Origin of the sequence: Streptomyces sp. NPDC006339, assembly GCF_040612775.1 — a bacterium.
Lineage (GTDB): Bacteria > Actinomycetota > Actinomycetes > Streptomycetales > Streptomycetaceae > Streptomyces.
In genome coordinates this window covers 75,249-99,108 of the sequence record NZ_JBEXQW010000019.1, presented here as the reverse complement: position 1 = coordinate 99,108, position 23,860 = coordinate 75,249, and the positions used below count along the sequence as shown (strand labels likewise).

Here is a 23,860-nt window from a genome sequence, read left to right as displayed (position 1 = left end):
TGCTAGCTCCCTCGGTAAACGGAGTAGCCGAACGGGTTGAGCAGCAGCGGTACGTGGTAGTGCTCGCCCGGCACGACGGCGAACGTGATCGCCACCTCCGGGAAGAACGCGACCGGAGCACCACTGTCCCGATTCGCGGGGGCGTCCTGCTGCGCCTCGGCTTGCTTGTTCTGCTTGCTCAGGAAGTACGCCTCGGTCTGGAAGTCGAGCCGTACGTGGGTCGTGCCCTCCGGCAGGGCCGGGAGGTCCTTGCAGCGCCCGTCCGCGTCGGTGGCGGATCCGCCCAGGGCGACCCACTCGGCGTCGGAGCCGGCGCGGGCCGCGAGCGTGATGGCCACGCCCTCGGCCGGTCGGCCGATGCTGGTGTCCAGGATGTGGGTGGACACCGAGGCGGTCGTGTCGGTGCTCATCAGTTCTCTTCCTCGGTCTCTACGAGACGGGTCAGACGGATGCGGTTGATCTTGCCCAGTTCGGTGCGGACGATCTCCCGCTCCTGCTCGGGCGAGTTCTCGATCCTGATCCGGATGGCGTCGCGCATCTGCTCGCCGGTCCTGCCGGTGGCGCAGATGAGGAAGACATGACCGAACTTGTCCTGGTAGGCCAGGTTGAGTTCGAGCATCTCGGCCTTGAGCTCCTCGGAGGCACCGGCCATCCCGCTCTGCTCGCGGGAGGAGGTCGGGTCCCCGGCCTTCGGACGACCGATCGGCGGGTGGCCCGCCATCGCCTCGGCCAGGTCCTCGGCGGTGAGCTCGGCCATGGCGGCGTCACTGGCGAGGAAGAGGGCTTCGGCGGTGGCAAACGGGCGCTGGGCGAGAATCTTGCTCCCCCACGCCGAGCTGGAGCACACCTCGTGGAGCGCGGCGAGGGCGTCGCCCTCCGCCGAGGTGTTGAACCGGGTGAGGCCCGGTGTCGTACCTGAAGTCACGGGAAGCCTCCGTGGCTGTTTTTCGCTGTGCGTCGGACGGGCTGCGGATAGCTAACGCCCTCCGCAACACGACGTCAACACTTTGTTGAAAACTCGGCCACACAAAAGCCGTCGTCCCGACATCTGGACGACGGCTTCCGGTGCGGATTGATCAACTAGCTGTCCTTCGGGGCTTTTTCCCTGTTCAGGGCGGTCTCCCGGTTCAGGTAGTTGTACACGGTGAAGCGGCTGACGCCCAGGGCGCCGGCCACCGTCTCGACCCCGTGGCGGACGGAGAAGGCACCGCGTGCCTCCAGGATCCGGACCACCTCCTGCTTGCTCTTGCGGTCGAGCTCGGCGAGCGGCATCCCGTGCCGTCGTTCCATGGCGGCCAGAATGTGGTCGAGGGATTCGGACAACTGCGGCAGCCGCACCGCGAGCACGTCCTCGCCCTCCCAGGCGAGGACGACGTCGTCGGCCTCGGCCTGCTCCGGCACCAGCATCTCGGCGCCCATGGCGTCGACCAGCGGCTTCACCGCGGTGACCAGAGGATGCTCGGTCACTTCGCCCCCTCGCCGGCCGCGTCGCCGCCGGCCTCGCCGAGCACGTTCACCTGGAGCGACACCCGGGTGGCGCCGGCCGCGAGGGACCGGCGCAGCAACGCGTCCACCGCCGTGAGCACCTCGTCGGCGCGCCCTTCCGCCGTGTTGCCGAAGGGGCCGACGTCGACCGCGTCCAGTTCGGCCGACTGGATGACCTCACGCGCCACGACCGCGTGCGCCGGGGCCTCGTCGAGGTCGAACGGCTCGGTCGTGAACTCCACTCTCAAACGCACCATGCCCCCACGCTACGGGCCGTTCGGCGGCTACGGGAGCCCCGGACCTGCGGGGACCCCTTGACAAGCCGAGCGCTCTGCTTGCAACATTCCGTCAGACAGAAAGTTACTTCCGCAATACGGAAGGAGCGCCGACCCCTCATGGGATACACGGACCAGCGCTTCGATGTGAACCTGTCGATCCTCTTCACGGAACTCCCGCTCCTGGAGCGCCCCGCGGCCGCCGCCGCGGCGGGCTTCACCGCGGTCGAGCTGTGGTGGCCCTGGATCGACACCGCCACCCCCGCCCAGAGCGAGCTCGACGCCCTCAAGAAGGCTCTGGAGGACGCCGGCACCCAGCTCGTGGGCCTGAACTTCTACGCCGGACAGCTCCCCGGCCCGGACCGCGGCGCGGTCTCGGTGCCCGGTGAGGAGTCGGACCGCTTCCGGGCCAACATCGACGTCGCCGCGGACTTCGCCGCCTCGGTGGGCTGCAAGGCGCTCAACGCGCTCTACGGCAACCGCGTCGAGGGCGTGGACCCGGCCGTCCAGGACGAGCTCGCCCTGGAGAACCTGGTGCTCGCGGCCCGCGCCGCCGACCGGGTCGGCGCGATCCTGCTGATCGAGACCCTCAACAAGCCGGAGTCCCCGCTCTACCCGCTGGTGAGCGCCCCCTCCGCGATCGAGATCGTCGACAAGGTCAACGCGGCCACCGGACTCGGCAACGCCAAGTTCCTGCTCGACATCTACCACCTGTCGATGAACGGCGAGGACGTGAGCGAGGTCATCGCGCGCTACGCCGACAAGACCGGCCACGTCCAGATCGCCGACATGCCGGGTCGCGGCGCGCCGGGCACCGGCGAGCTCCCGCTCGAGCGCCTGCTCGACGAGCTGAAGAAGGCCGGTTACGACGGCTGGGTCGGCCTGGAGTACAAGGCCGCCGACGCCGCCGCCTCCTTCGGATGGTTGCCGGAAGAGGCCCGCGCCGCCAAGTAAGTCCAGGCGTTCCGCCAGGCGACCCCCGACCTTTTCGTACGAAGCTTCAGAGAAGGACCCTCACCATGAGCACCCTCCCCAAGATCGCATGGATCGGCCTCGGCATCATGGGCTCCCCCATGTCCGAGAACCTGATCAAGGCCGGCTACTCGGTCACCGGCTACACCCTCGAGCAGGACAAGCTGGACCGTCTGGCGAAGGCCGGCGGCACCGCGGCCGGCTCGATCGCCGAGGCCGTCAAGGACGCCGACGTGGTCATCACGATGGTGCCCGCCTCCCCGCAGGTCGAGGCGATCGCCTACGGCCCCGAGGGCATCCTGGAGAACGCCAAGTCGGGTGCCCTGATCATCGACATGTCGTCGATCACCCCGCAGACCTCCGTGGACCTGGCCAAGAACGCCGCCGAGAAGGGCCTGCGCGTCCTGGACGCCCCGGTCTCCGGCGGCGAGGCCGGCGCCATCGAGGCCGTCCTGTCGATCATGGTGGGTGGCGAGAAGGCCGACTTCGACGCGGCCCTGCCGATCCTCGAGGCCCTCGGCAAGACCATCGTCCTGTGCGGCCCGCACGGCTCCGGCCAGACGGTGAAGGCGGCCAACCAGCTCATCGTCGCCGTCAACATCCAGGCGTGCGCCGAGGCCGTGGTCTTCCTGGAGAAGTCCGGCGTGGACCTGAACGCCGCCCTCGACGTCCTCAACGGCGGTCTGGCCGGCTCCACGGTCCTGACCCGCAAGAAGGACAACTTCCTGAACCGGGACTTCAAGCCCGGCTTCCGGATCGACCTGCACCACAAGGACATGGGCATCGTCACCGACGCCGCCCGCAACGTCGGCGCGGCCCTCCCGGTCGGCGCCGTGGTCGCCCAGCTCGTCGCCTCCCTGCGCGCCCAGGGTGACGGCGGCCTGGACCACTCGGCCCTGCTGCGCGCCGTCGAGCGCCTCTCCGGCCAGCAGGTCTGATCCGCCCCCCGTCCGTGACGGGGCCCAGATTTCCGGGCGGTGGCGGCGCTGACAACCTGTCCTGTCGCGCCCAGGCGTCGCCGCCGCCCGGAACACCAGACTTCATTTTCAACAAACTGTTGACGTTGTTCGCGGCGCGTCCTTACGCTCCAGAGCACTCACCCGCAGTCAGCAGTGCAGCTCTCCCGTACGGAAGGTCGACCCGACAAGATGGTCCAGCGTGTGCTTACGACCGAGTCCGGCGCGCCCGTCGCCGACAACCAGAACTCCGCCACCGCCGGCGTCGGTGGCCCGATCCTGCTCCAGGACCAGCACCTGCTGGAGAAGCTCGCGCGCTTCAACCGCGAGCGCATCCCGGAGCGCGTGGTGCACGCCCGCGGTTCCGGTGCGTACGGCTTCTTCGAGGTGACCGACGACGTCACCGCCTACACCAAGGCCGCCTTCCTCTCCGAGGTCGGCAAGAAGACCGAGCTGTTCCTGCGCTTCTCCACCGTGGCCGACTCGCTCGGCGGCGCGGACGCGGTCCGCGACCCGCGCGGCTTCGCGGTGAAGTTCTACACCGAGGAGGGCAACTACGACCTCGTCGGCAACAACACCCCGGTGTTCTTCATCAAGGACCCGATCAAGTTCCCCGACTTCATCCACTCCCAGAAGCGCGACCCGTTCACGGGCAAGCAGGAGCCGGACAACGTCTGGGACTTCTGGGCGCACGCCCCCGAGGCGACGCACCAGATCACCTGGCTGATGGGCGACCGCGGCATCCCCGCCTCGTACCGTCACATGAACGGCTACGGCTCGCACACCTACCAGTGGACCAACGAGGCGGGCGAAGCCTTCTTCGTCAAGTACCACTTCAAGACGAACCAGGGCATCCGCTGCCTCTCCTCCGAGCAGGCCGCCGAGGTCGTCGGCAGCGACGCCAACTCGCACCAGACCGACCTGCTGCAGTCCATCGAGCGCGGTGTGAACCCGTCCTGGACCCTCTACGTCCAGATCATGCCGGCCGCCGAGGCCGCGGACTACCGCTTCAACCCGTTCGACCTCACCAAGGTGTGGCCGCACGCGGACTACCCGCTGCAGCGCGTGGGCCGTCTGGTCCTCGACCGCAACCCGGACAACGTCTTCGCCGAGGTCGAGCAGGCCGCGTTCTCCCCGAACAACTTCGTCCCGGGCATCGGCCCCTCGCCGGACAAGATGCTCCAGGGCCGCCTCTTCGCCTACGCGGACGCCCACCGCTACCGCCTCGGCGTCAACCACACCCAGCTTCCGGTGAACGCCCCCAGGGCGACGGTCGCGGACAACTACGGCCGCGACGGCTTCATGGCCACCCGCAACGGCTCGCGCCACGACAAGAACTACGAGCCCAACTCGTACTCCGGTCCGCGCCAGACCGACGTCCCGCTGTCCGCGCCGCTCGCCATCCACGGCTGGACCGGCACCCACGCGGCCCCGCAGCACACCAAGGACGACGACTTCTTCCAGGCCGGTGAGCTCTACCGCCTGATGTCCGAGGACGAGAAGGCCCGCCTGGTCGCCAACATCGCCGGTGGCCTCTCGCAGGTCTCCCGCGAGGACATCATCGAGAAGAACATCGCCCACTTCGCCGCCGCCGACCCCGAGTACGGCCGGCGCGTCGAGGAGGCCGTCCGCGCCCTGCGCGAGGACTGATCCTCCGACACCCCGACTGCGTACGGCCCCTGACGGGAGGTCAGTGCCGTACGCGGTCCGGATCGCCGGCCCGGATGAGGGGTGGTCGGCGAACCGGACAGCGTGAGGACCGCGGTGGCGCCGAGCCAGTGCGGTGGTAAGGGCCCGAGGCTCCCCTTCTTGACCTGAAGGAAGGGGATGTCCCCGGCGCCCGTCGGCACCACCGCGGTCCCAACGCCCCCCTTCTCGCACAAGAAGGGGGCCCATACTCCGCCCGGCGGCGCGAACGTCCTGTCGCGCCAGCCTCGCACCGTCGGGCGGGCATCACGAGAGCGCGGAACCAGGTTTACGGTCCCTGGTTCCGCGCTCTTCCTCGTGTACGGGGAGGGCCTCGGCGATCCGCAGGGCGGCGGTCACCGCGAGCGAGCCGGCCGCCGGCACCGTCATCGCCGTCGCCGGCGAGGTGAGCTGGGCGACGGCCCCGCGAGGGCGGCGCTCACCCCTTGGAGCGCGAGCATCCCCCGAGGCGTGCAGACCGACGAGGACGAGCGGAAGCCCGGGGCGGAGGAGGAAGAGGAGGTACGGGGCCGCGAGCAGCGCCTGCAGGGGCGTGGCGAGCCGGCCCCGCCACCGCACCGGAACGAACCGTCCGACCACGGTGTCCCCGGCCGGCATCCCGACGGCGGCACACACGAACAGCAGCCCGGCGCGCTCGGGCTCGTACGGCACGAAGAGCGATTCGCAGCCGACGACCAGCCCGTTCGGGATCCACAGCGCCAGATAGGCGTGCCGGCGCGGCCGCGAGGACCACAGCCGGGCGTTGGTCCGCCAGGTCTCGGCGGCCGACGCCCGGCCGGTCGCCCGTGGGGACCGCCGGGAGAGCCCCCAGCGGGCGAGCAGGGCGCCGGCCGGCAGGGTGCCGCGCGGCGAGAGCAGCGCCATCGTCAGCCCACCCGCGGCGAAGCCGACGATCTGGCAGACGCCGACGGCCATGTCGAACACCGATCGGCCGATCAGGAGCCGCTCACGCGGCAGGATCTCGGTGAGCAGCCCGTAGCGCACCCCCCCCCCGCCGACGGAGCCGACGAGCCCCTGGAGGAAGAGCAGCGCGAAGACGGCAGCGACCGGCAGGCCGGGGACGGCCTGCGCCGCGGTGCCGGCCGCGAAGACGAGGGCGACGGCGGTCAGTGCCGCGCGCGGCGGCAGCCGGTCGGCGGCCGAGAGCAGGATGGTGGCGCCCACGAGCTGCGCGAGCGCCGGAGCGAACATCGCGAGGGCGGACAGCAGCGGGGAGCCGGTCGCCCGGAAGACGAGGGTCGCCAGGCCGAGCCCGGCGAGGGTCTGGGCCGCGGCCAGCGCGGACCCGCTGAGGAAGAGCGGGGTGAACTCGGGCGTGCGGAAGAGATCGCGATAACGGGGCATGCGGCGGAGTCTGGGGCCGGGCCGTGCACCGCCGTTATCGTTTCGCACGGAGACGAAAGAAGGACGCGTGCGAGGGGGGCCATGGGCTGGTGGCACATCGGTACCGACGCGCTGGCGCGCAGCCGGTTCGTGGTGTCGCCGCTCGCACGCCGACTTCCTCACGCCGACGCCGCTGGGCGAGGGCGAGCCTACCTTCGAGGAGGAGATGGAGGCGGTACGGGAGGCCGAACCGGCCGATGCTGTACCGCAGTTGGAGGTGGCCGTGGGCGGGCCCGTACCGGAGCCCCTGCGGTCGCGGCGCGATCTGCCGCGACGGATGGCCGAGGTCCTGGAGTGGGTGTGGCGGGAGACAGTCCTGCCGGAGTGGCCCCGCCGGAGGCGGATCGTCGAGACCGATGTGGTCGCGCGGACGGCCCTGTTGAGCCGGGGCGGCTGGGCGGCGGCGCTGGACGAACTGTGTCCGGGCAGGTTGCGCCGGCTCGGTGACGGCCGGCTCCAGATCAACACCCGTGACTACCCGCCGCGTTCGGTCGACGGCGGCAGGCTGCTGTTCGTCCCCGGTGACACCGGCCAGGGGCTGGTCGTCATGGGAGGGGACGGAGCGGTCCGCGATCGTCTACCCGTGCGCGGGCGTTCTGGCGGACGCCGCCGGCCCGGTGGTGCCCGAAGCGCTCGGCGCGCTCCTCGGGCGGGCCCGCGCCGGGATCCTCGTACGGCTCGGATCGCCCGAGTCCACCAGCCAGTGGGTCGCGCTCACCGTGCTCCTCGACGCGGGGCTGGTCCGGCGGAGGCGGGCGGGGCGCTCGGTGCTGTGCGATCGGACGGAGGCCGGGGCCGTTCTCGTACGGGCGGGGCGGGAAGGGTGAGGCCCCCGCCCCGGTGCTCCTCGGGGCGGGGGCCTGGTCACGGCACCCGGATCGGACGGCGGAAGGTCAGACCTTCAGGGCCTTGATCGCGGTGGGCGCGTGGCCCGGCTCGGTCGCGAGCTCCTCGAACTCGGTGACGTCGCTCATGTCGACCGTCTTGCTCATCGCGATGTTGGTGATGCGCTCCAGGATCGCCTCGACGACGACCGGGACCTGGAACTCGACGGCCATCTTCTTGGCCTGCTCCAGGGCCTCGCCCAGCTTGTTCGGGTCCTCGACGCGGATCGCCTTGACGCCCAGGCCCTCGGCGACCTTGACGTGGTCGACGCCGTAGACGCCGATCTCCGGGGTGTTGATGTTCTCGAACTCGAGGTTGACCTCGAAGTTGATGCCGAGGCCGCCCTGTGCCTGACGGATCAGTCCGAGGTAGGCGTTGTTCACCAGGACGTGGACGTAGGGGACCTTGTGCTGGGCGGCGACCGCCAGCTCCTCGATCATGAACTGGAAGTCGTAGTCGCCGGAGAGCGCGACGACCGGGGTCTCCGGGTCCGCGGTGGCGGCGCCGATCGCGGCCGGGATGGTCCAGCCGAGCGGGCCGGCCTGGCCGCAGTTGATCCAGTGGCGCGGCTTGTAGACGTGCAGGAACTGCGCGGCCGCGATCTGGGAGAGGCCGATGGTGGTGACGTAGCGCGTCTCGGGGCCGAACGCCTTGTTCATCTCCTCGTAGACGCGCTGCGGCTTCATCGGGATGTCGTCGAAGTGCGTGCGGCGCTGGAGGGTGGCCTTGCGCTCCTGCGCGGAGGCGGCCCAGGCGGAGAAGTCGGGCAGCGTGCCCGCGGCCTTCCACTCCTTGGCGATCTCGACGAAGAGCTCCAGGGCGGCCTTGGCGTCGGAGGCGATGCCGTAGTCCGGGGCGAAGATCTTGCCGAGCTGGGTCGGCTCGATGTCGACGTGGACGAACTTCCGGCCCTTGGTGTACGCGTCCAGGTTGTAACCCGTGTGGCGGTTGGCCCAGCGGTTGCCGATGCCGAGGACGAGGTCCGACTCCAGGAAGGTCGCGTTGCCGTAGCGGTGCGCGGTCTGGACGCCGACCATGCCGGCGGCGAGCTCGTGGTCGTCCGGGATGGTGCCCCAGCCCATGAGGGTGGAGATGACCGGGATGCCCGTCAGCTCGGCGAACTCGACGAGCAGGTCGGTCGCGTCGGCGTTGATGATGCCGCCGCCGGCGACGATCAGCGGGCGCTCGGACTCCAGGAGGAAGTTCAGGGCCTTCTCGGCCTGGGCGCGGGTGGCGCGCGGCTTGTAGACCGGCAGCGGCTCGTACGTCTCCGGGTCGAACTCGATCTCGGTGAGCTGGACGTCGATCGGCAGGTCGATGAGGACCGGGCCGGGACGGCCGGAGCGCATCAGGTGGAATGCCTGCTGGAAGACGCCGGGGACCTGCGCGGCCTCCAGGACGGTCGTCGCGGCCTTGGTGACCGGCTTGGCGATCGTGGCGATGTCGACGGCCTGGAAGTCCTCCTTGTGGAGCTTCGAGACCGGGGCCTGGCCGGTGATGCAGAGGATCGGGATCGAGTCGGCGATCGCGGAGTACAGGCCGGTGATCATGTCGGTGCCGGCGGGGCCGGACGTGCCGATGCAGACACCGATGTTGCCGGCCTTGGCCCGGGTGTAGCCCTCGGCCATGTGGGACGCGCCCTCGACGTGGCGGGCGAGGGTGTGGCTGATCCCGCCGACGTTCTTGAGCTCGCGGTAGAAGGGGTTGATCGCCGCGCCGGGCACGCCGAACGCGTTGGTGACGCCTTCGCGCTTGAGGATCTCAACGGCCGCTGCGGCGGCGGTCATACGAGGCATGGGAGTGCTCCTGCTTCGGGGCCTGACGACTTGTTTCCATAATGCGGAAGTACTGTTCTGCTATACGGAAGCAATGTAGGTGGGGTGGTGGAGAGGCGTCAAGAGACGTCCGAAGAGGGGGACGGGGCCCGGCCGCACGGGATGGCCGAAGTCCACCCCCCGGGCGGCCGGATTGGTGGACGATGGGGAGGCACGAGGCGGAGGGGGTTCGGTGTGGGTGATTCGGTCGAGGTGCGCTGCCCGGAGTGCCTCCGCGCGCTGCGGTACGCGGCGCCCGCCTTCCCCTGTTCCTGCGGCACCCCGGTCGCGCCCCCGGTGATCCCCGGCGCCACCGCCACGCCCCTCACCCACCGCAACGGGGCCGACGAGTGGGTGACCGTCCACTGCCCCGCCTGCGCCCGTGCGACCGACTGGCCCCACCCGGAGGTCGGCTGCGCGTGCGGGGCGGTGCTGCGGGTGCCGGTACGGGAGGCGGGCGGGTCCGACGGATCCGCAGGGTCCGGCGGAGGTACGGGTACGGTGCGCGGCGCACTCCCGGGTGCCCAGGAGCCCGTGGGCACGGGCACGGCGGTCGGGCTCGACGCCGTGGTGGAGCGGGACGAGCAGGGGCCCGGCGGGACAGGCGCGGCCCGGGCGGAAGGCCGCCGGCCGCTCGTACCGGAGAGCCCGGAAACTGCTCCCGACCTGGACCGCCCGGACGACCTGGACACCCGTGGGGAGGCCGCTGCCGTGCGGCACCCGGGCCCGGAGGCGCTCTCCCCCTTCGTACGACGGCATCCCTCGCCCCTGCCGCCGCCGCGCCCCGCGGCCGCCCGGCCCGGCCCCGAAGCCGCCCGTGCCCCGTTCCGGCCCGTCACGATCCGCACCACTCGGGACGCCGTCGCCGCGTCCGCCGGGTATCTGCGGTGGCTGGGCTTCCGGGACGTCGTCCAGCCCGAGGAGCGGTCCGCCTCGGCCGTGGACCTGCGCGGGCCCGGGCTCGTCGCCCAGGTGGACCCGAGCACGCGGCCGACCGGACTGCGGGCGGTCGAGTGCCTGTGGCTCAACGGGCTCAGCAGCGCGGCGCTGAGCGTCTCCTTCTCCCTCGCCGGATACACCCCCGAGGCCCATGAGCGCGCCGAGGGCCTCGGCATCCCGCTCTTCGTCCTCGACCTCACCGGCACCCCGCAGCCCGTCAACGGCCCCGCGGCCGAGCTCCTCGCCACCGGAGCGCCGTGAAGCCATGAGGCCGTGAGGCCCCATGGCCGAGGGAATTCGGCCATCCGGCACGTGACGATCGCCCCTCCCCCGGGCACAACACCTACGGGGGGTGAACACCATGACGACGGGGATGTGGTGGTTCCTGGGGGTGGCGCTCGGTCAACTGGGCCTGGCGGCCGTGCTGTTGCATACCCGCAGCCAGGAAGGGCCCGAACCGCCGCCGCAGGCGCTCGCGCTGCTGCGCGGCGGCCCGCGGGCGGCGGTCACGGTGGCCCTGGTCGCCCTGCACCAGCGCGGTGCGGTGGCGGCGGGCCGGCGGGGCACGATTCGCGCCAACGGCGGGGCCGGCCGGACCCACGACCCGCTCCAGCTCGGCGTGCACCGCTCGCTCCAGCGCGCCCTCGCCCTGCGGGTCCTGGCCTCCCGGCCCCAGGCCCGCCAGGCCCTCGCCGCGCTGGCCGCGGAGCTCGGCAGCCGAGGTCTGCTGCGCCCGCCGGGGCGGCTCCTGGCGGCCCGGGTGCTCCTGCTGTGCGTGCCCGTCACGGTCGGCACGGGTCTGTGGACCACGGGCGCGTCGGGCCCGGCGCTCGCCGCCGGCGCCGTGCCGGTGCTCGCCGCCGCGGCCCTGCTGTGCGTCCCGCCCACCACCCGCGCGGCCCACCGTCTCCTCGCGGACCTCCGCGCCCGCCACCCCCTGCCCGCCCACCGGCGCGCGGTGACCGACGGCCGGGACGTCCTCCTGTACGTGGCCCTCTACGGCGACCCGGCCCTCGCGCTCTTCCTCCCCCACTTCTCCCGCGACGGTGGCCTCCTGTCCCGCCACCCCCAGGAGGACACCCCCTCCGGCCCCCGCGGCTGGACCCCCGACGGGCCCGCCTGCCCGGACGGCCTGCCGGAGTGACCTCGGCACGGAGCGACCGGCGCCCCGCCCCGCACCCCCCGCCTCCGAGCCGGCGCACGCCCCTGACACCGCCCTGACACCGCCCCTGCCCGCGCCGCGCCATACTGGCGTATGCGCATCCGAGTGGCCGCACGGGCCGAACTCTCCCTGCTCCAGGACATCGAACGCGCCGCCGGTGAGGCATTCAGGCCGCTCGGCATGGAGGAGATCGCCGACGACGAGCCGCTGCCGCTGGACGTCCTGGAGGGCTATCGCGGGGCGGGCCGGGCGTGGGTGGCGGTGGACCGGGAGGACCGGCCCGTGGCGTATCTGCTCATGGACGCGGTCGACGGCGCCGCGCACATCGAGCAGGTCTCCGTGCACCCGGACGTCGCCCGTCGGGGCGTCGGCCGGGCGCTGATCGAGCACGTCGCGGCGGCCGCCCGGGAGCAGGGCCTGACGGCGCTGACCCTGACGACCTTCGCCGAGGTCCCCTGGAACGCCCCGTACTACGCCCGGCTCGGGTTCCGGCACGTCGGCGAGGGCGACCCCGCGCTCACCGAGGGGCTGCGGGCGATCAGCCGGGCCGAGGCGGCGCACGGCCTGGCCGCCTGGCCCCGCGTCTGCATGCGCCGCGAGCTGCCCGCCGCACCCTGACCCACCGCCGGGGCGCCCCTCCTAGGAGGCCCCCGCCCCGGCCCCGTACCGCTCGCGCAGCTCCACCTTCCGGACCTTCCCGCTCACCGTCATCGGGAACTCGGCCAGGATCTCCACCCGGCGCGGGATCTTGTAGTGCGCGAGGCGGTCGCGGCAGAAGGCCGTGAGTTCGTCGAGGGTGGGCGGGTCGGCCGGGTCGCGCGGGATGACGCAGGCGAGGATCTCCTCGCCGTACCGCTCGTCGGGCACGCCGACGACCTGCACGTCGGCGATCTTGGCGTGCCCGTACAGGAACTCCTCGATCTCGCGCGGGTACACGTTCTCCCCGCCCCGGATGATCATGTCCTTGATGCGGCCGACGATCTGGACGTAGCCGTCCTCGCGCATCACGGCGAGGTCACCGGTGTGCATCCAGCGGCCGGAGTCGATCGCCTCGGCCGTCTTGTCAGGCTGGTCCCAGTAGCCGAGCATCACGCTGTAGCCGCGGGTGCACAGCTCGCCGGCCGTGCCGCGCGGGACGGTGAGGCCGGTCGCCGGGTCGACGATCTTCACCTCGACGTGCGGCATGACCCGGCCGACCGTACCGGTGCGCCGCTCCAGGTCGTCGTCGCGCCGGGTCTGGGTGGAGACGGGCGAGGTCTCCGTCATGCCGTAACAGATGGACACCTCCGCCATGTTCATCTCGGCGACCACCCGTTTCATCACCTCGACCGGGCACGGCGAGCCCGCCATGATGCCGGTGCGGAGGCTGGAGAGGTCGTACGCGGCGAAGTCGGGCAGGTTGAGCTCGGCGATGAACATCGTCGGCACCCCGTAGAGGGAGGTGCAGCGCTCCTCCTGCACGGCCCTGAGGGTGGCGGCCGGGTCGAAGGACGGCGCCGGGATCACCATGCAGGCGCCGTGCGAGGTGGCGGCGAGATTGCCCATCACCATGCCGAAGCAGTGGTAGAAGGGCACCGGAATGCAGATCCGGTCCTGCTCGCTGTAGGCGATCATCTCGCCCACGAAGTACCCGTTGTTGAGGATGTTGTGGTGGGAGAGGGTGGCGCCCTTCGGGAAGCCCGTGGTCCCGGACGTGTACTGGATGTTGACCGGCTCGTCGCAGGACAGCGGCTCCGGCCGGACGCCCTCCGGTGCCCGCCGCGCGAGGAGTTCGTCCCAGCTCGGATCCTCGAAGTAGACCGTCTCGCGCAACTCCGGGCAGTCGCCCCGCACCTGCTCGACCATCGCCCGGTAGTCGCTGCTCTTGTGCGTGAGCGAGGCGAAGAGCAGCGAGATCCCGGCCTGGTTCAGGACGTACTTCAGCTCGTGCGCGCGGTAGGCCGGGTTGATGTTCACCATGATCGCGCCGATGCGGGCGGTGGCGTACTGGACGAGCACCCATTCCGCGCGGTTGACCGCCCAGATGCCGACCCGGTCGCCCTTCGCGACGCCGCTGCCGAGCAGCGCGTCCGCCAGCCGGTCGACGTCGGCGCCGAACGCGGCGTACGTCCAGCGGCGCCCGGTGGGGACGTCGACGAGCGCCTCGCGGTCCGGCCAGGTGGCGACGGCCCGGTCGAGGTTGGCGCCGATGGTGTCGCCGAGGAGGGCCGTGTCCGACACCCCGTGCGCGTACGAGAGAACGGCGGTGTCGCTCATGCGAGGTCCCCCTCGGTGTACTCGGTGCCGGTGTTCCCCTCCGCGGTGAGCCTGCGCAGTTCGACGCGGCGGATCTTGCCGGAGACGGTCTTCGGCAGCTCGGCGAACTCGATGCGGCGGATCCGCTTGTACGGGGCGAGGACCTCGCGCGAGTGCGCGAAGAGCGCCTTCGCGGTGTCGGCGTCCGGCTCCCAGCCGGCGGCGAGGACGACGTACGCCTTGGGGACGGCGAGCCGCAGCGGGTCGGGGGCGGGGACGACGGCCGCCTCGGCGACCGCCTCGTGCTCCAGGAGCGCGCTCTCCAGCTCGAAGGGGCTGATCTTGTAGTCGCTGGCCTTGAAGACGTCGTCGCCGCGCCCGATGTAGGTGAGGTAGCCGTCGGCGTCGCGGGCGCCGATGTCGCCGGTGCGGTAGTAGCCGCCGGCCATCGCCTCGGCCGTACGCTCCGGGTCGCCGTGGTAGCCGGCCATCAGGCCCACGGGGCGGGCGGAGAGGTCGAGGCAGATCTCGCCCTCCTCGACGTCCGGCGTGCCGCTGACCGGGTCGACCAGGGTGACCCGGAAGCCGGGGCTCGGCCGGCCCATCGAGCCTTGCTTGAGCCGCTGGCCCGGGCTGTTGGAGACCTGCACGGCGGTCTCGGTCTGGCCGAAGCCGTCCCGGATGGTGACGCCCCAGGCGCGGCGGACGGTCTCGATGACCTCGGGGTTGAGGGGTTCGCCGGCGGCGACGACCTCGCGGGGCGGGGTGGTGAGCCGGCCGAGGTCGGACTGGATCAGCATGCGCCAGACGGTGGGTGGGGCGCAGAAGCTGGTGACGCCGTGCTTCTCCATCTCGGCCATCAGGCGGGCCGGGTCGAAGCGGCTGTAGTTGTGGATGAAGACGGTCGCCTCGGCGTTCCAGGGGGCGAAGAGGTTGGACCAGGCGTGCTTGGCCCAGCCGGGCGAGGAGATGTTGAGGTGGACGTCGCCCGGCTTGAGGCCGATCCAGTACATCGTCGCCAGGTGGCCGATGGGGTACGAGGTGTGGGTGTGCTCGACGAGCTTGGGGCGGGCGGTGGTGCCGGAGGTGAAGTAGAGCATCAGGGTGTCGTCGGCGAGGGTGTCGCCGTCCGGCTCGAAGACGGCCGGCTGGGCGTACGCGTCCTCGTAGCGGAGCCAGGCAGCCCCGTCGGCACCGGCCGCCCCGTCGGCACCGGTCACCTCCTCGGCACCGGCCGCCCCGTCGGTACCCGTCGCCCCCTCGCCGGCCGCCCCGTCGGTGCCGACCGCGATCCGGGTGTAGTCGCCGGGGACCTCGTCGAACTTGGCGCGGTCCTCGGCGCGGACGAGGACGTGACGGGCCCGGCCGCGCTCCACGCGGTCGCGCAGGTCGGCGGGGCCGAGGAGGGGCGTGGCGGGGATGACGACGGCGCGCAGCTTCATCGCGGCGAGCATGGTCTCCCACAGCTCGACCTGGTTGCCGAGCATGACGATCATCCGGTCGCCGGCCCCGACCCCCTGGGCGCGCAGCCAGTTGGCGACCTGGTGGGACCGGGCGGACATCTCGGCGAAGCTCAGCTTCGCCTCGCGGCCGTCCTCCTCGACGATGTGCAGGGCGGTGCGGTCGTTGCCCTCGGCGATGACGTCGAACCATTCGAGCGCCCAGTTGAACCGCTCGGGCCGGGGCCAGGTGAAGCCCTCGTACGCCGTCTCGTAGTCCTCGCGGTGCCGGAGCAGGAAGTCGCGGGCGGCCCGGAACCTCTCCGTCGCCTGCGTCGGCCGCGCCGCGCTGGTTGCCGTCATGTGTCCTCCTCGTTGCGGGACCCGTCCCGCACATCGTGTAATCAGTGACCCAGGTCTCACCACCCCCGTTCGGGGGGTAGGGAGGCGGCGAAGGTGGCGGAGGGGCGCGGAGTGTCCGAGCACGAGGAGTCGGTGGAACTGCGGGGCGCGCTGCTGGGGCTGCGGCGGGCCACCGGTCTCCCGGTGGTGTTCGGGGGGCTGGGCCGCGACGGCCGCGCCATGCGGATCGCGGAGCTGGACGGGGCGGTGACCCCGGCGCTGCGGGGTCTGTCGATCACGGCCGGCTCCGGCCTCGGCGGCAGGTGCCTGGCCCTGTCGCGTCCCTGCGCGGTCACGGACTACGCGTCGGCGCGGCACATCACGCACGAGTACGACGGCGCGGTCTCGGCCGAGGGGCTGCGCTCGGTGATCGCGGTGCCCGTCGTCGTGCGCCGCCAGGTCCGTGGCGTGCTGTACGGGGCGCTGCGCGACGCCCTGCCGATCGGCGAGCGGGTCTTCGACGCGGCGGTCGCGGCGGCCCGGGACGTGGAACAGGCCCTGGCCGTACGGGAGGAGACGCGGCGGCTCGCGGCCGAGCGGGAGGAGATGCGGCTCGCGTACGGGGAGCTGCGGGCGCTCGCCCCGAAGGTGACCGACCCGGAGCTGCGGGAGCGGCTGTTGGCGGTGTGCGGCCGCTTCGAGGCGAGCTCGGGCCCGGAGGACGACGGCGGCCGGCCGGCTGCCCGGGTGCTGCTCACTCCGCGCGAGACGGACGTGCTGGCGGCGGTGGCGTCGGGGGCGACGAACGCGGCGGTGGCGCGGCGGCTCGGGCTGCGCCCCGAGACGGTGAAGGGCTATCTGCGGTCGGCGATGCGGAAGCTGGGCGCGCACACGCGTCTGGAGGCGGTGGTGGCGGCGCGGCGGGCGGGGGCGCTGCCGTAGGGGACCCGTGAGGGCTCGCAGGACCGTTGGGCGGGAGGCGGTGACGGTGACGCGGTGACGTGGTGACGTGGTGACGCGGTGACGCGGTGACGCGGTTGCGCCGTCACGCCGCCGGCGCCGGTTCACCGCTCCTGGTTCACGGCTCACGGCTCACGGCTCACCGCTCCTAACTCACGGCTCCTGGCTCACGGCTTCGCGAACGTGATCTCGTACGGGACGCCCTGGGGGCCGAGGAGGCGCAGGGTCCGCTCGGCCTCGGCGGTGAGTTCGTCGCGCTGGGCGCGGGTGAGGCGCTGGAAGGCGTCGATGGTCAGCGTCGTGCGCTGCCGGGTCTCCTCCAGGTGCCAGATCCCAGCGAGGAAGCCGTCGAGGAGGAAGACGCGGTGGGCCTGGTTGCCGGTCCAGGTGCGGGTGCGGTGCTCGGCGGGGACGACGCGGGTGCGGTCGGCGTGGGAGAGCAGCAGGTTGTCGAACTCGGGGAGGAAGCGGGGCGGGGCCGGGGTGTCCTCGTCGGGCCGGGGCGCGTCGGGGAGGTCGAACAGCTCGGTGCCGTTCTCGTCGCGGAGGACGAGGAGCCGGGGGCGCAGGCGCTCGAAGGCGGGTCGCAGTCGGGTGAGCCCGCACCAGGTCTGCATGTCCTGGACGGAGGCGGGCCCGAAGGCGCCGAGGTAGCGGAGCACGGTCTCGTCGAGGTCGGCGGCCTCCCGCGCGGGCCGGTCGAACCACGTCTCGGCCGGGGAGAGCGCGACCTGCCCGCTCCTGCCCCAGAGGCCGCGCGGGGTGACCTGGACCATCGGCAGCAGGCAGCGGGCGGCGACCCCGAGGGCGAGCGGGTCGGCGGCGGGCCATTCCCGGAGGAGGTGTTCGCGCAGGTCCTTGAGCGTGCGGGGGCGCTCGTCGGCGTAGGCGGCGGTGAGGGCGGTCAGCCGGTCGAGGTCGACGCCGTCGAGCCCCTTGCGGAACTGCCTGAGTTCCCGGTCGATCGCGCCGGCCTGGACGAGGCGGCGCAGGGGCACGGCGTCGGCGGCGGTGTGGGTGTGGACGGTGGAGCGCAGGGAGACGATGCGGGCGACGCGGCGGGTCTCCATGAGGGTGGACAGGTCCTCGGGCCGGAAGCCGTCGAGGCGGGCGGCCAGCGCGTAATAGGGGGGCTTGGTGTTCTGCGCCTGCAGGCCGACGAGGTGGTGGACCGCCTGCTCGGCGGAGAGGGAGGAGGGGCGGAGCAGGAGCTGGCGGTCGAGGGTGGCTCGGTTGAGGGCGCGTGTGGTGAGGACCATGAGGGGAACGCTAACGGGGATTGCGGACAGGGAGGGTCCGCGATGAAGGGACCGTCGCGGCCGCGGTGCCCTGATTCACCCCCTATATCCTGTCCTACGTCGACCGCCGACCGCCCTCCGAGAAGGTGACCGCCCGATGCCCGACCGCCCCGACCCCCGTCCGCGCGTCGCGGCCCGGCGACGCCCGCCGGAGCCGCCGGCGAACCGTCCGAGCGTGGTCCAGGCGACCGTGTACCGCGACGGCCGTCGCGTCTCCTCCCCCGACACCCTGGCGGAAACCTTCCGCCGGCTGCGCGAGCACCCCGACGGCATGGCCTGGATCGGCCTGCACCGCCCGACGGAGGCCGAACTCCACTCCCTCGCCGCCGAGTTCGACCTGCACGAGTTGGCCGTCGAGGACGCGATGGAGGCCCATCAGCGGCCCAAGCTGGAACGGTACGGCGACACCCTCTTCGTCGTGCTGCGCGCCGCCCGCTATCTGGACGCCCAGGAGGAGGTCGACTTCGGCGAGCTGCACGTCTTCGTCGGCCCCGACTTCCTCATCACCGTCCGCCACGGCGCCGCCCCGGACCTCTCCGCCGTCCGCCACCGCATGGAGGAGAACCCCGACCTCCTGCGCCTCGGCCCGGAGGCGGTCCTCTACGCGATCCTGGACGCGGTCGTCGACGGCTACGCCCCGGTGGTCGCGGGCGTCCAGAACGACATCGACGAGATCGAGACGGAGGTCTTCGGCGGCGACCCGGCGGTCTCCCGCCGCATCTACGAACTCTCCCGCGAAATGGTCGAGTTCCAGCGCGCCACCCGCCCCCTGGTCGGCATGCTGCACGGCCTGATGGCCGGCTTCGCCAAATACGGCACGGACGAGGAACTCCAGCGCTACCTCCGCGACGTCGCCGACCACGTCACCCACACCAGCGAACGCGTCGACGGCTTCCGCCAGGCCCTGACGGAGATCCTGACGGTCAACGCGACCCTCGTCACCCAGCAACAGAACGCGGAGATGCGGGCGTTGGCGGAGGCGGGCTTCGAGCAGAACGAGGAGATCAAGAAGATCTCGTCCTGGGCCGCCATCCTCTTCGCCCCGACGCTGGTCGGCACGATCTACGGCATGAACTTCGACACGATGCCCGAGCTGCAATGGACCTTCGGGTATCCGTTCGCCATCCTCCTGATGGCGGTGGTGTGCACGAGCCTCTACTTCATCTTCAAGCGGCGGGACTGGCTGTAGAGGCCCGCCCGGGCGAGGCCGGCGAACCTTCCCCGAGGTCAGGGGTGTGGCGGAGCTCACCCCCGTGTGAGTTTCGGGCTCACATGATGTCAGGTCATAGCGTCCTGTCCCATGACCCAGTCAAGAACTCATGACGCGACCCGAAGGCTCCTGTTCCTGGGGTTCGTGATCGGTGCCTTCGCACTGGGCACCAGCGAGAACGTGGTCGCCGGGATCCTGCCCGACATCGCTCGCGGGCTGCACGTCAGCGAGGGTTCCGCCGGGCTGCTCGTGACCGCGTACGCCGGCACGGTGACCGTGGCCGGGCCGATCGTGACGCTGTTCCTCGACCGGGTGGGACCGAAGAAGCTGGTGACCGGGGCGATCGCGCTGTACCTCGCGGGATCGGTCCTGGCCGCCGTGGGCGGCTCGTTCGCGATGGTCGTCGCGGGGCGGGTCGTCACCGGTCTCGTGCACACCACGATCATGGTCGTCTTCATGACCGCGGCCATGCGCGTCGCCGAGCCCGGCAAGGAGGCATCGGCCGCGGCCAACATCACCCTCGGCCTCTCCGTCGCGACCGTCCTCGGTGTCCCGATCGGCGTCTTCCTGGGCCAGCACCTGGCCTGGCAGGCATCCTTCTGGCTGGTCGCCGTGCTGGCCGCGGTCAGCCTCCTGGTGGTCCTGGCGGCCTTCCCCGCCGACACCCGGCCCGAGGAGGCCGGGGCCGCCGGCGGGTCCGCCGGTGACGGCACGCCCCGGGCCGGGCTGCGCGGACTCGGGCGCCCCGAACTGGTCATCGGCATCTGCGTCACCGCGCTCACCGGCATGGCCGCCCTCACCGTGGTGACCTATGTGGCGCCGTTCCTCACCCAGGGCTCCGGGGTCGACTCCGGCCTGATCGTGTGGATCATGCTCGCGTACGGCGTCGGCTGCGTCATCGGCAACACCCTCGGCGGACGGCTGGCCGACGGCCGGGTGCTCCAGGCGATGGTCGGCACCGTCACCGCGACCCTCGCCGTGCTCGCCGTACTCCTGCTGGTCTCCGGCAGCGCCGTGCCGACGGTGGTCCTCACCGTCCTGGTCGGCCTCGCCTACTTCGCCACCTTCCCGGCCCTCAACACCTGGGTGGCCTCCAACTCCCAGGGCATCTCGCCGAACCTCGCCCTGGCCCTCAACAGCTCCGCCTTCAACATCGGCATCGCGCTGGCCGGCTGGACCGGCTCGGCCTGGCTCGACTCCGACCGGCCGATCGAGAACCTGCCGCTCATCGCGCTCCCGCCCGTCGCCCTGGCGGCCGCCCTCGCCTGGTTCCTGGTGCGCCGCCGGCGTACCGGTGCCGGCCACACGGGCCCGGACCAGGACCCGGCGGGCGAGGCCCACGCGGGTTCGCCCACGACCGCCTGACGGTCCGGCACCGCCCGACCGGCCGTTCCCGCTTCCGATTCTCTCGATCCGTTCGATGGAGATTCCATGGCTTCTTCCGTGATCACCTCCGCCGCCCCGCACAAGCACGCGCTCACCCGCCACCCGCAGGGCAGATGGACGGTGGACGCCGTCAAGCAGGTCTCGTACGAGGTGCTCGTGCGCGACAACCTGCTCGACCCGTCCGACCCCTTCCTCGCCGACACCCTCCGCCGGTGCGTCGCGGGTGTCGCGGACGTCGCGGGGGCGTCCAGCGACCGGCGGCTGCTCGTCGTCGACAGCACCGTCGAAGAGCTCTACGGCTCCGCGATCGCCGACTACTTCGCCACCCACGGCTTCACCACCCACACCCTCGTCCTCGACGCCCACGAGCAGGTCAAGGACTGGGACAGCGTCGACGCCGTCCTCGCCGCGATGGACGAGTTCGGCGTGGACCGCCGCCGCGAGCCCGTCATCGCCATCGGCGGCGGCGTGCTCTGCGACATCGTCGGCTTCGCCGCCAGCGTCTACCGCCGTGGCACGCCCTACATACGCATACCCACCACGCTCGTCGGCCTGGTCGACGCGGGCGTCGGCGTGAAGACCGGCGTCAACCACCGCTCCGGCAAGAACCGCATCGGCACCTACGCCCAGCCGCTCCTGAGCCTCCTCGACACCCGCTTCCTCGCCACCCTCCCGGAGCGGCACCTCAGCAACGGCCTCGCCGAGATCCTCAAGGTCGCGCTGGTCAAGTCCGAGTCGCTGTTCACCACGCTGGAGCGGGCCGGCCGGTGCGGCATCCGGCACCTCTTCGACGACGCGTTCCACGCCGACATGGCCGAGTACATCACCCACGAGTCCATCCACCTGATGCTGGAGGAGCTCCAGCCGAACCTGTGGGAGGCCGTCCTCGAACGCTGCGTCGACTACGGCCACACCTTCAGCCCCACCATCGAGATGCACTCCGTCGCCGAGCTGCTGCACGGCGAGGCCGTGGCCGTCGACATGGCCCTGACCACGGCCATCTCCCTGGGGCGCGGCCTGATGACCGAGACCGAGGCCGAGCGGGTCCTCGCCGCCATGCGCGGTCTCGGGCTCACCCCCTGGAACGACGCCCTGGCCGACACCGATCTGCTCGTACGGGCCCTGGAGGACACCGTCCGGCACCGCGACGGGCAGCAGCGGCTGCCGCTCACCCAGGGCATCGGCGACCACGTCTTCGTCAACGACGTGACGCCGGAGGAGATCGTCGCCGCGGTCCGCCACCTGGCCGCGCACGCCGACGCCGACGCCACCACCGCCGGCGCCACGCTGGAGGCGGCCGCCGCATGAGCACGAGGGACAGCGTCCACCAGGGAACGGGCGGGGCTGAGGACGTCGTCGCCCAGGGCTTCGTCGCACCCGGCTTCGAGGCCGTACGGGAGTGCTTCGAGACCAATCTGCGCGAGACCGAGGTCGGCGCCGCGTTCGCCGTCCACCACCGGGGCCGGCTCGTCGTCGACCTGTGGGGCGGCGTCGCCGACCCGGCGACCGGGCGGCCCTGGACCGCCGGCACCCGGGCCCAGATCTTCTCCGGCTCGAAGGGCGTCATCGCCGCCGCCCTGCTGCGCCTGTGCGACAGCGGCGTGCTCCGGCTCGACGACCCGATCGCCCGCCACTGGCCGGAGTTCGCCGCCCACGGCAAGGACCGGTTCACCGTCTCCGACGCCGTGACGTACTGCGCGGGCCTCCCCGCGATCACCGACCGGGTCGTCGAGATCGGCGACCTCTCGGACGCCCGGGCCATGGCGCGGGCCCTCGCCGAGCAGGTGCCGGTGACCGAACCCCGGCTGATCTACGGGCCGTGGACGATGGGCTGGCTGGTGGAGGAACTCACCTTCCGCACCACCGGGCTCTCCCTCCGCGCGTACTTCCGCCGCGAGATCGCCGAGCCGCACGGCCTCGCGATCGACTGGTGCCTCAGCCCGGCCGACGAGGTGGCGACCGTCGTCCACGACGACGCGTTCGCCGCCCAGTACGACCGCTTCAACGAGAGCGACGACCCGCTGACCCGCGCGATCTGGGCCAACCCGATCCCGTTCCCCAAGGGCAGGGTGGTGTGGAACGAGGAGGCGGTGCGCACCGCGTACATACCGGCGGCGAACATCGTCGGCACCGCCCGTGACATCTCCCGTCTGTACGCGCTGGTCATCGAGGACCTGCACCGCCCGGACGGCGAGCCGGGCCACCTCGCCCGCGCGGCGACGGTCCGCGACGCGCTCACCCTGTACGTACGGCAGGAGGACCCGACGCTCGGGTTCCCCTTCGCGTACGGGCGCGGCGGGTTCCGCCTCAAGGGCACCCCGCGCACCGGCGTCGACGCCGACATGTTCGGCCACGACGGCGGCGGCGGATCGGCGCACTTCGGGTGGCCGGGTGCCGGGATCGCCCTCTCGTACACCCCCAACCACCTGCTCGACATCGGCAACGACGACCACCGGGCCGGAAACCTGATCCGCGCCCTGAAGTCCGCCCTGCGGGACCTCCCGCCGGAGCCCGGTCCTGAACTGCGGCACGAGCAGGGCGCGGGAGAGGCGGTGCCGGCGTGAAGATCAGCGTCTCGGTCTTCCAGACCACCCTCACCGCCAAGGTGACCGACCTGGCACGCCGCCTGGAGGACACCGGCTACGACGCCCTGTACTTCTGCGAACACACCCATCAGTCCCTGGCGTTCGCCCGGCAGGCGCCCACGCTGGAGCGCCGGTTCCGGGAGACCTTCGACCCCTTCGTGGCCTCGCAGGCCGCGGCCGCCGTGACCGAACGCCTGCGGGTGGGATCCGCCATCAGCCTGCTGGCCCAGCACGAGCCGATCGCCATGGCCAAGCGGCTCGCCAGCCTGGACCGGGTGGTCGACGGCCGCCTCGACGTCGGCGTCGGCGCCGGCTGGATCGAGGACGAGATGCGCCGGCACGGCGTCGACCCGGCCCGCCGCAACGCGCGGCTGACCGAACACGCCCTGGCGGTACGGGCCCTGTGGTCAGGCGAACCCACCACGATCCACTCGGAGCACGTCGACTTCGAGGACGTGGTGGTCCTCCCGACGCCGCTGCAGCGCCCAGGGCCGCCCCTCCTCGTCGCCGGCGCCGGCCCGCGCGCCCCGCACCGGGTGCGGACCTTCGGCGACGGCTGGATGCCCGACTTCGGCTCGGTCCCGCTGCCCGAGCTGCTGAAGGGTGTCGCCGCGGTCCGCGAGATCGGCCGGGAACAGGGCCGGCACCTGCCCGTCGTCGTCATGGGCGTGCCGCACGACCCGGCCGTCATCACGGTCCTGGCCGAGGCCGGGGTCGACCAGGTGGCCACGTTGCTGCCGTCGGCGCCGCTCGACGAGATCGACGCCTTCCTGGCGCCGTACGAGGCCGCCCTGCGCGGCGCGCTCGGCGTACGGGTGGGGCGTTGA

The 23,860-nt window shown here is 72.1% G+C and carries 21 protein-coding genes and 1 pseudogene; 13 read left to right on the top strand and 9 right to left on the bottom strand.

Going from position 1 to position 23,860, the window contains the following annotated elements; translation table 11 throughout:
- Positions 1–2: 2 nt before the first annotated feature.
- The 4 genes from uraH to ABZ135_RS17545 all read right to left on the bottom strand — a co-directional run bounded on the left by uraH (position 3) and on the right by ABZ135_RS17545 (position 1,739).
- Positions 3–410, bottom strand: coding sequence for a hydroxyisourate hydrolase (uraH, locus tag ABZ135_RS17560; protein ID WP_352079732.1), 408 nt, complete (start codon positions 408–410; stop codon positions 3–5).
- Positions 410–925, bottom strand: coding sequence for a 2-oxo-4-hydroxy-4-carboxy-5-ureidoimidazoline decarboxylase (gene uraD / locus ABZ135_RS17555; RefSeq protein WP_356696585.1), 516 nt, complete (start codon positions 923–925; stop codon positions 410–412). The genes uraH and uraD overlap by 1 nt, the downstream gene beginning before the upstream one ends.
- 155 nt (positions 926–1,080) lie before the next feature.
- The gene (locus tag ABZ135_RS17550; protein WP_356696666.1) at positions 1,081–1,419 is read right to left on the bottom strand and encodes a helix-turn-helix domain-containing protein; all 339 of its coding nucleotides are present in this window, start codon (positions 1,417–1,419) and stop codon (positions 1,081–1,083) included.
- A 44-nt stretch (positions 1,420–1,463) separates the two neighbouring features.
- On the bottom strand, positions 1,464–1,739 hold the full coding sequence (locus tag ABZ135_RS17545) for a thiamine-binding protein (RefSeq protein ID WP_356696664.1): 276 nt from the start codon (positions 1,737–1,739) through the stop codon (positions 1,464–1,466).
- 141 nt (positions 1,740–1,880) lie between these two features.
- Between ABZ135_RS17545 and ABZ135_RS17540 the strand changes: the two genes are divergently transcribed.
- The 3 genes from ABZ135_RS17540 (at position 1,881) to ABZ135_RS17530 (ending at position 5,338) form a co-directional block, all read left to right on the top strand.
- Complete coding sequence (locus ABZ135_RS17540) at positions 1,881–2,714, top strand: TIM barrel protein (protein ID WP_356696583.1); 834 nt, start codon at positions 1,881–1,883, stop codon at positions 2,712–2,714.
- 65 nt (positions 2,715–2,779) lie between these two features.
- Positions 2,780–3,670, top strand: a complete 891-nt coding sequence (locus ABZ135_RS17535) for a 2-hydroxy-3-oxopropionate reductase (RefSeq protein ID WP_356696581.1) — start codon at positions 2,780–2,782, stop codon at positions 3,668–3,670.
- A gap of 210 nt (positions 3,671–3,880) precedes the next feature.
- Positions 3,881–5,338, top strand: a complete 1,458-nt coding sequence (locus tag ABZ135_RS17530; protein ID WP_356696580.1) for a catalase — start codon at positions 3,881–3,883, stop codon at positions 5,336–5,338.
- Between the two features lie 303 nt (positions 5,339–5,641).
- Here ABZ135_RS17530 and ABZ135_RS17525 read toward each other — a convergent pair whose 3' ends face one another.
- Positions 5,642–6,739, bottom strand: a complete 1,098-nt coding sequence (locus ABZ135_RS17525) for an MFS transporter (protein WP_356696578.1) — start codon at positions 6,737–6,739, stop codon at positions 5,642–5,644.
- Positions 6,740–6,820: 81 nt separating this feature from the next.
- On the opposite strand from ABZ135_RS17525, the pseudogene ABZ135_RS17520 reads away from it, so the two are divergent.
- Positions 6,821–7,605: pseudogene (locus ABZ135_RS17520) on the top strand (transcriptional regulator).
- 66 nt (positions 7,606–7,671) lie between these two features.
- On the opposite strand, the gene gcl reads toward ABZ135_RS17520, so the two are convergent.
- Complete coding sequence (gene gcl, locus ABZ135_RS17515; protein ID WP_356696662.1) at positions 7,672–9,450, bottom strand: glyoxylate carboligase; 1,779 nt, start codon at positions 9,448–9,450, stop codon at positions 7,672–7,674.
- Between the two features lie 222 nt (positions 9,451–9,672).
- Here gcl and ABZ135_RS17510 point away from each other — a divergent pair, with 222 nt between their 5' ends.
- The 3 genes from ABZ135_RS17510 (at position 9,673) to ABZ135_RS17500 (ending at position 12,196) form a co-directional block, all read left to right on the top strand.
- A complete protein-coding gene (locus ABZ135_RS17510; protein WP_356696576.1) occupies positions 9,673–10,677 on the top strand; it encodes a hypothetical protein in 1,005 nt (334 codons plus the stop codon).
- Between the two features lie 100 nt (positions 10,678–10,777).
- Positions 10,778–11,560, top strand: a complete 783-nt coding sequence (locus ABZ135_RS17505; protein WP_356696574.1) for a TIGR04222 domain-containing membrane protein — start codon at positions 10,778–10,780, stop codon at positions 11,558–11,560.
- Between the two features lie 111 nt (positions 11,561–11,671).
- Entirely contained in the window at positions 11,672–12,196 is a 525-nt protein-coding gene (locus ABZ135_RS17500; RefSeq protein WP_356696573.1) for a GNAT family N-acetyltransferase, read from the top strand.
- Positions 12,197–12,217: 21 nt separating this feature from the next.
- Here ABZ135_RS17500 and ABZ135_RS17495 read toward each other — a convergent pair whose 3' ends face one another.
- The gene (locus ABZ135_RS17495; RefSeq protein ID WP_356696571.1) at positions 12,218–13,834 is read right to left on the bottom strand and encodes an AMP-binding protein; all 1,617 of its coding nucleotides are present in this window, start codon (positions 13,832–13,834) and stop codon (positions 12,218–12,220) included.
- On the bottom strand, positions 13,831–15,615 hold the full coding sequence (locus ABZ135_RS17490; RefSeq protein ID WP_356696569.1) for an AMP-binding protein: 1,785 nt from the start codon (positions 15,613–15,615) through the stop codon (positions 13,831–13,833). The genes ABZ135_RS17495 and ABZ135_RS17490 overlap by 4 nt, the downstream gene beginning before the upstream one ends.
- A 111-nt stretch (positions 15,616–15,726) precedes the next feature.
- Between ABZ135_RS17490 and ABZ135_RS17485 the strand changes: the two genes are divergently transcribed.
- On the top strand, positions 15,727–16,536 hold the full coding sequence (locus ABZ135_RS17485) for a helix-turn-helix transcriptional regulator (protein ID WP_356696567.1): 810 nt from the start codon (positions 15,727–15,729) through the stop codon (positions 16,534–16,536).
- 185 nt (positions 16,537–16,721) lie between these two features.
- Here the strand turns inward: ABZ135_RS17485 and ABZ135_RS17480 are convergent, their stop codons facing one another.
- Positions 16,722–17,813 carry a winged helix DNA-binding domain-containing protein gene (locus ABZ135_RS17480; protein ID WP_356696565.1) on the bottom strand — a complete coding sequence of 364 codons (1,092 nt, stop codon included), beginning with the start codon at positions 17,811–17,813 and terminating at the stop codon, positions 16,722–16,724.
- A 136-nt stretch (positions 17,814–17,949) separates the two neighbouring features.
- Between ABZ135_RS17480 and ABZ135_RS17475 the strand changes: the two genes are divergently transcribed.
- From ABZ135_RS17475 to ABZ135_RS17455, 5 genes are all read left to right on the top strand, one after another.
- A complete protein-coding gene (locus ABZ135_RS17475) occupies positions 17,950–19,041 on the top strand; it encodes a magnesium and cobalt transport protein CorA (protein WP_356696563.1) in 1,092 nt (363 codons plus the stop codon).
- A gap of 111 nt (positions 19,042–19,152) precedes the next feature.
- Entirely contained in the window at positions 19,153–20,427 is a 1,275-nt protein-coding gene (locus ABZ135_RS17470; protein ID WP_356696561.1) for an MFS transporter, read from the top strand.
- A gap of 66 nt (positions 20,428–20,493) precedes the next feature.
- Positions 20,494–21,756 (top strand): sedoheptulose 7-phosphate cyclase, encoded by a 1,263-nt coding sequence (locus tag ABZ135_RS17465; protein ID WP_356696559.1) that lies wholly within the window; start codon positions 20,494–20,496, stop codon positions 21,754–21,756.
- Positions 21,753–23,012 carry a serine hydrolase domain-containing protein gene (locus ABZ135_RS17460; RefSeq protein ID WP_356696557.1) on the top strand — a complete coding sequence of 420 codons (1,260 nt, stop codon included), beginning with the start codon at positions 21,753–21,755 and terminating at the stop codon, positions 23,010–23,012. Before ABZ135_RS17465 ends, ABZ135_RS17460 begins: the two co-directional genes overlap by 4 nt.
- Complete coding sequence (locus ABZ135_RS17455) at positions 23,009–23,860, top strand: TIGR03619 family F420-dependent LLM class oxidoreductase (protein WP_356696555.1); 852 nt, start codon at positions 23,009–23,011, stop codon at positions 23,858–23,860. The genes ABZ135_RS17460 and ABZ135_RS17455 overlap by 4 nt, the downstream gene beginning before the upstream one ends.

Excerpts from the sequence above, each read along its gene's own strand:
- uraH (WP_352079732.1), bottom strand. The coding sequence starts at position 410 with ATGAGCACCGACACGACCGCCTCGGTGTCCACCCACATCCTGGACACC.
- ABZ135_RS17550 (WP_356696666.1), bottom strand. The coding sequence starts at position 1,419 with ATGGGCGCCGAGATGCTGGTGCCGGAGCAGGCCGAGGCCGACGACGTC.
- ABZ135_RS17540 (WP_356696583.1), top strand. The coding sequence starts at position 1,881 with ATGGGATACACGGACCAGCGCTTCGATGTGAACCTGTCGATCCTCTTC.
- ABZ135_RS17535 (WP_356696581.1), top strand. The coding sequence starts at position 2,780 with ATGAGCACCCTCCCCAAGATCGCATGGATCGGCCTCGGCATCATGGGC.
- ABZ135_RS17530 (WP_356696580.1), top strand. The coding sequence starts at position 3,881 with ATGGTCCAGCGTGTGCTTACGACCGAGTCCGGCGCGCCCGTCGCCGAC.
- ABZ135_RS17525 (WP_356696578.1), bottom strand. The coding sequence starts at position 6,739 with ATGCCCCGTTATCGCGATCTCTTCCGCACGCCCGAGTTCACCCCGCTC.
- gcl (WP_356696662.1), bottom strand. The coding sequence starts at position 9,450 with ATGACCGCCGCCGCAGCGGCCGTTGAGATCCTCAAGCGCGAAGGCGTC.
- ABZ135_RS17505 (WP_356696574.1), top strand. The coding sequence starts at position 10,778 with ATGACGACGGGGATGTGGTGGTTCCTGGGGGTGGCGCTCGGTCAACTG.
- ABZ135_RS17500 (WP_356696573.1), top strand. The coding sequence starts at position 11,672 with ATGCGCATCCGAGTGGCCGCACGGGCCGAACTCTCCCTGCTCCAGGAC.
- ABZ135_RS17495 (WP_356696571.1), bottom strand. The coding sequence starts at position 13,834 with ATGAGCGACACCGCCGTTCTCTCGTACGCGCACGGGGTGTCGGACACG.
- ABZ135_RS17490 (WP_356696569.1), bottom strand. The coding sequence starts at position 15,615 with ATGACGGCAACCAGCGCGGCGCGGCCGACGCAGGCGACGGAGAGGTTC.
- ABZ135_RS17480 (WP_356696565.1), bottom strand. The coding sequence starts at position 17,813 with ATGGTCCTCACCACACGCGCCCTCAACCGAGCCACCCTCGACCGCCAG.
- ABZ135_RS17475 (WP_356696563.1), top strand. The coding sequence starts at position 17,950 with ATGCCCGACCGCCCCGACCCCCGTCCGCGCGTCGCGGCCCGGCGACGC.
- ABZ135_RS17470 (WP_356696561.1), top strand. The coding sequence starts at position 19,153 with ATGACCCAGTCAAGAACTCATGACGCGACCCGAAGGCTCCTGTTCCTG.
- ABZ135_RS17465 (WP_356696559.1), top strand. The coding sequence starts at position 20,494 with ATGGCTTCTTCCGTGATCACCTCCGCCGCCCCGCACAAGCACGCGCTC.
- ABZ135_RS17460 (WP_356696557.1), top strand. The coding sequence starts at position 21,753 with ATGAGCACGAGGGACAGCGTCCACCAGGGAACGGGCGGGGCTGAGGAC.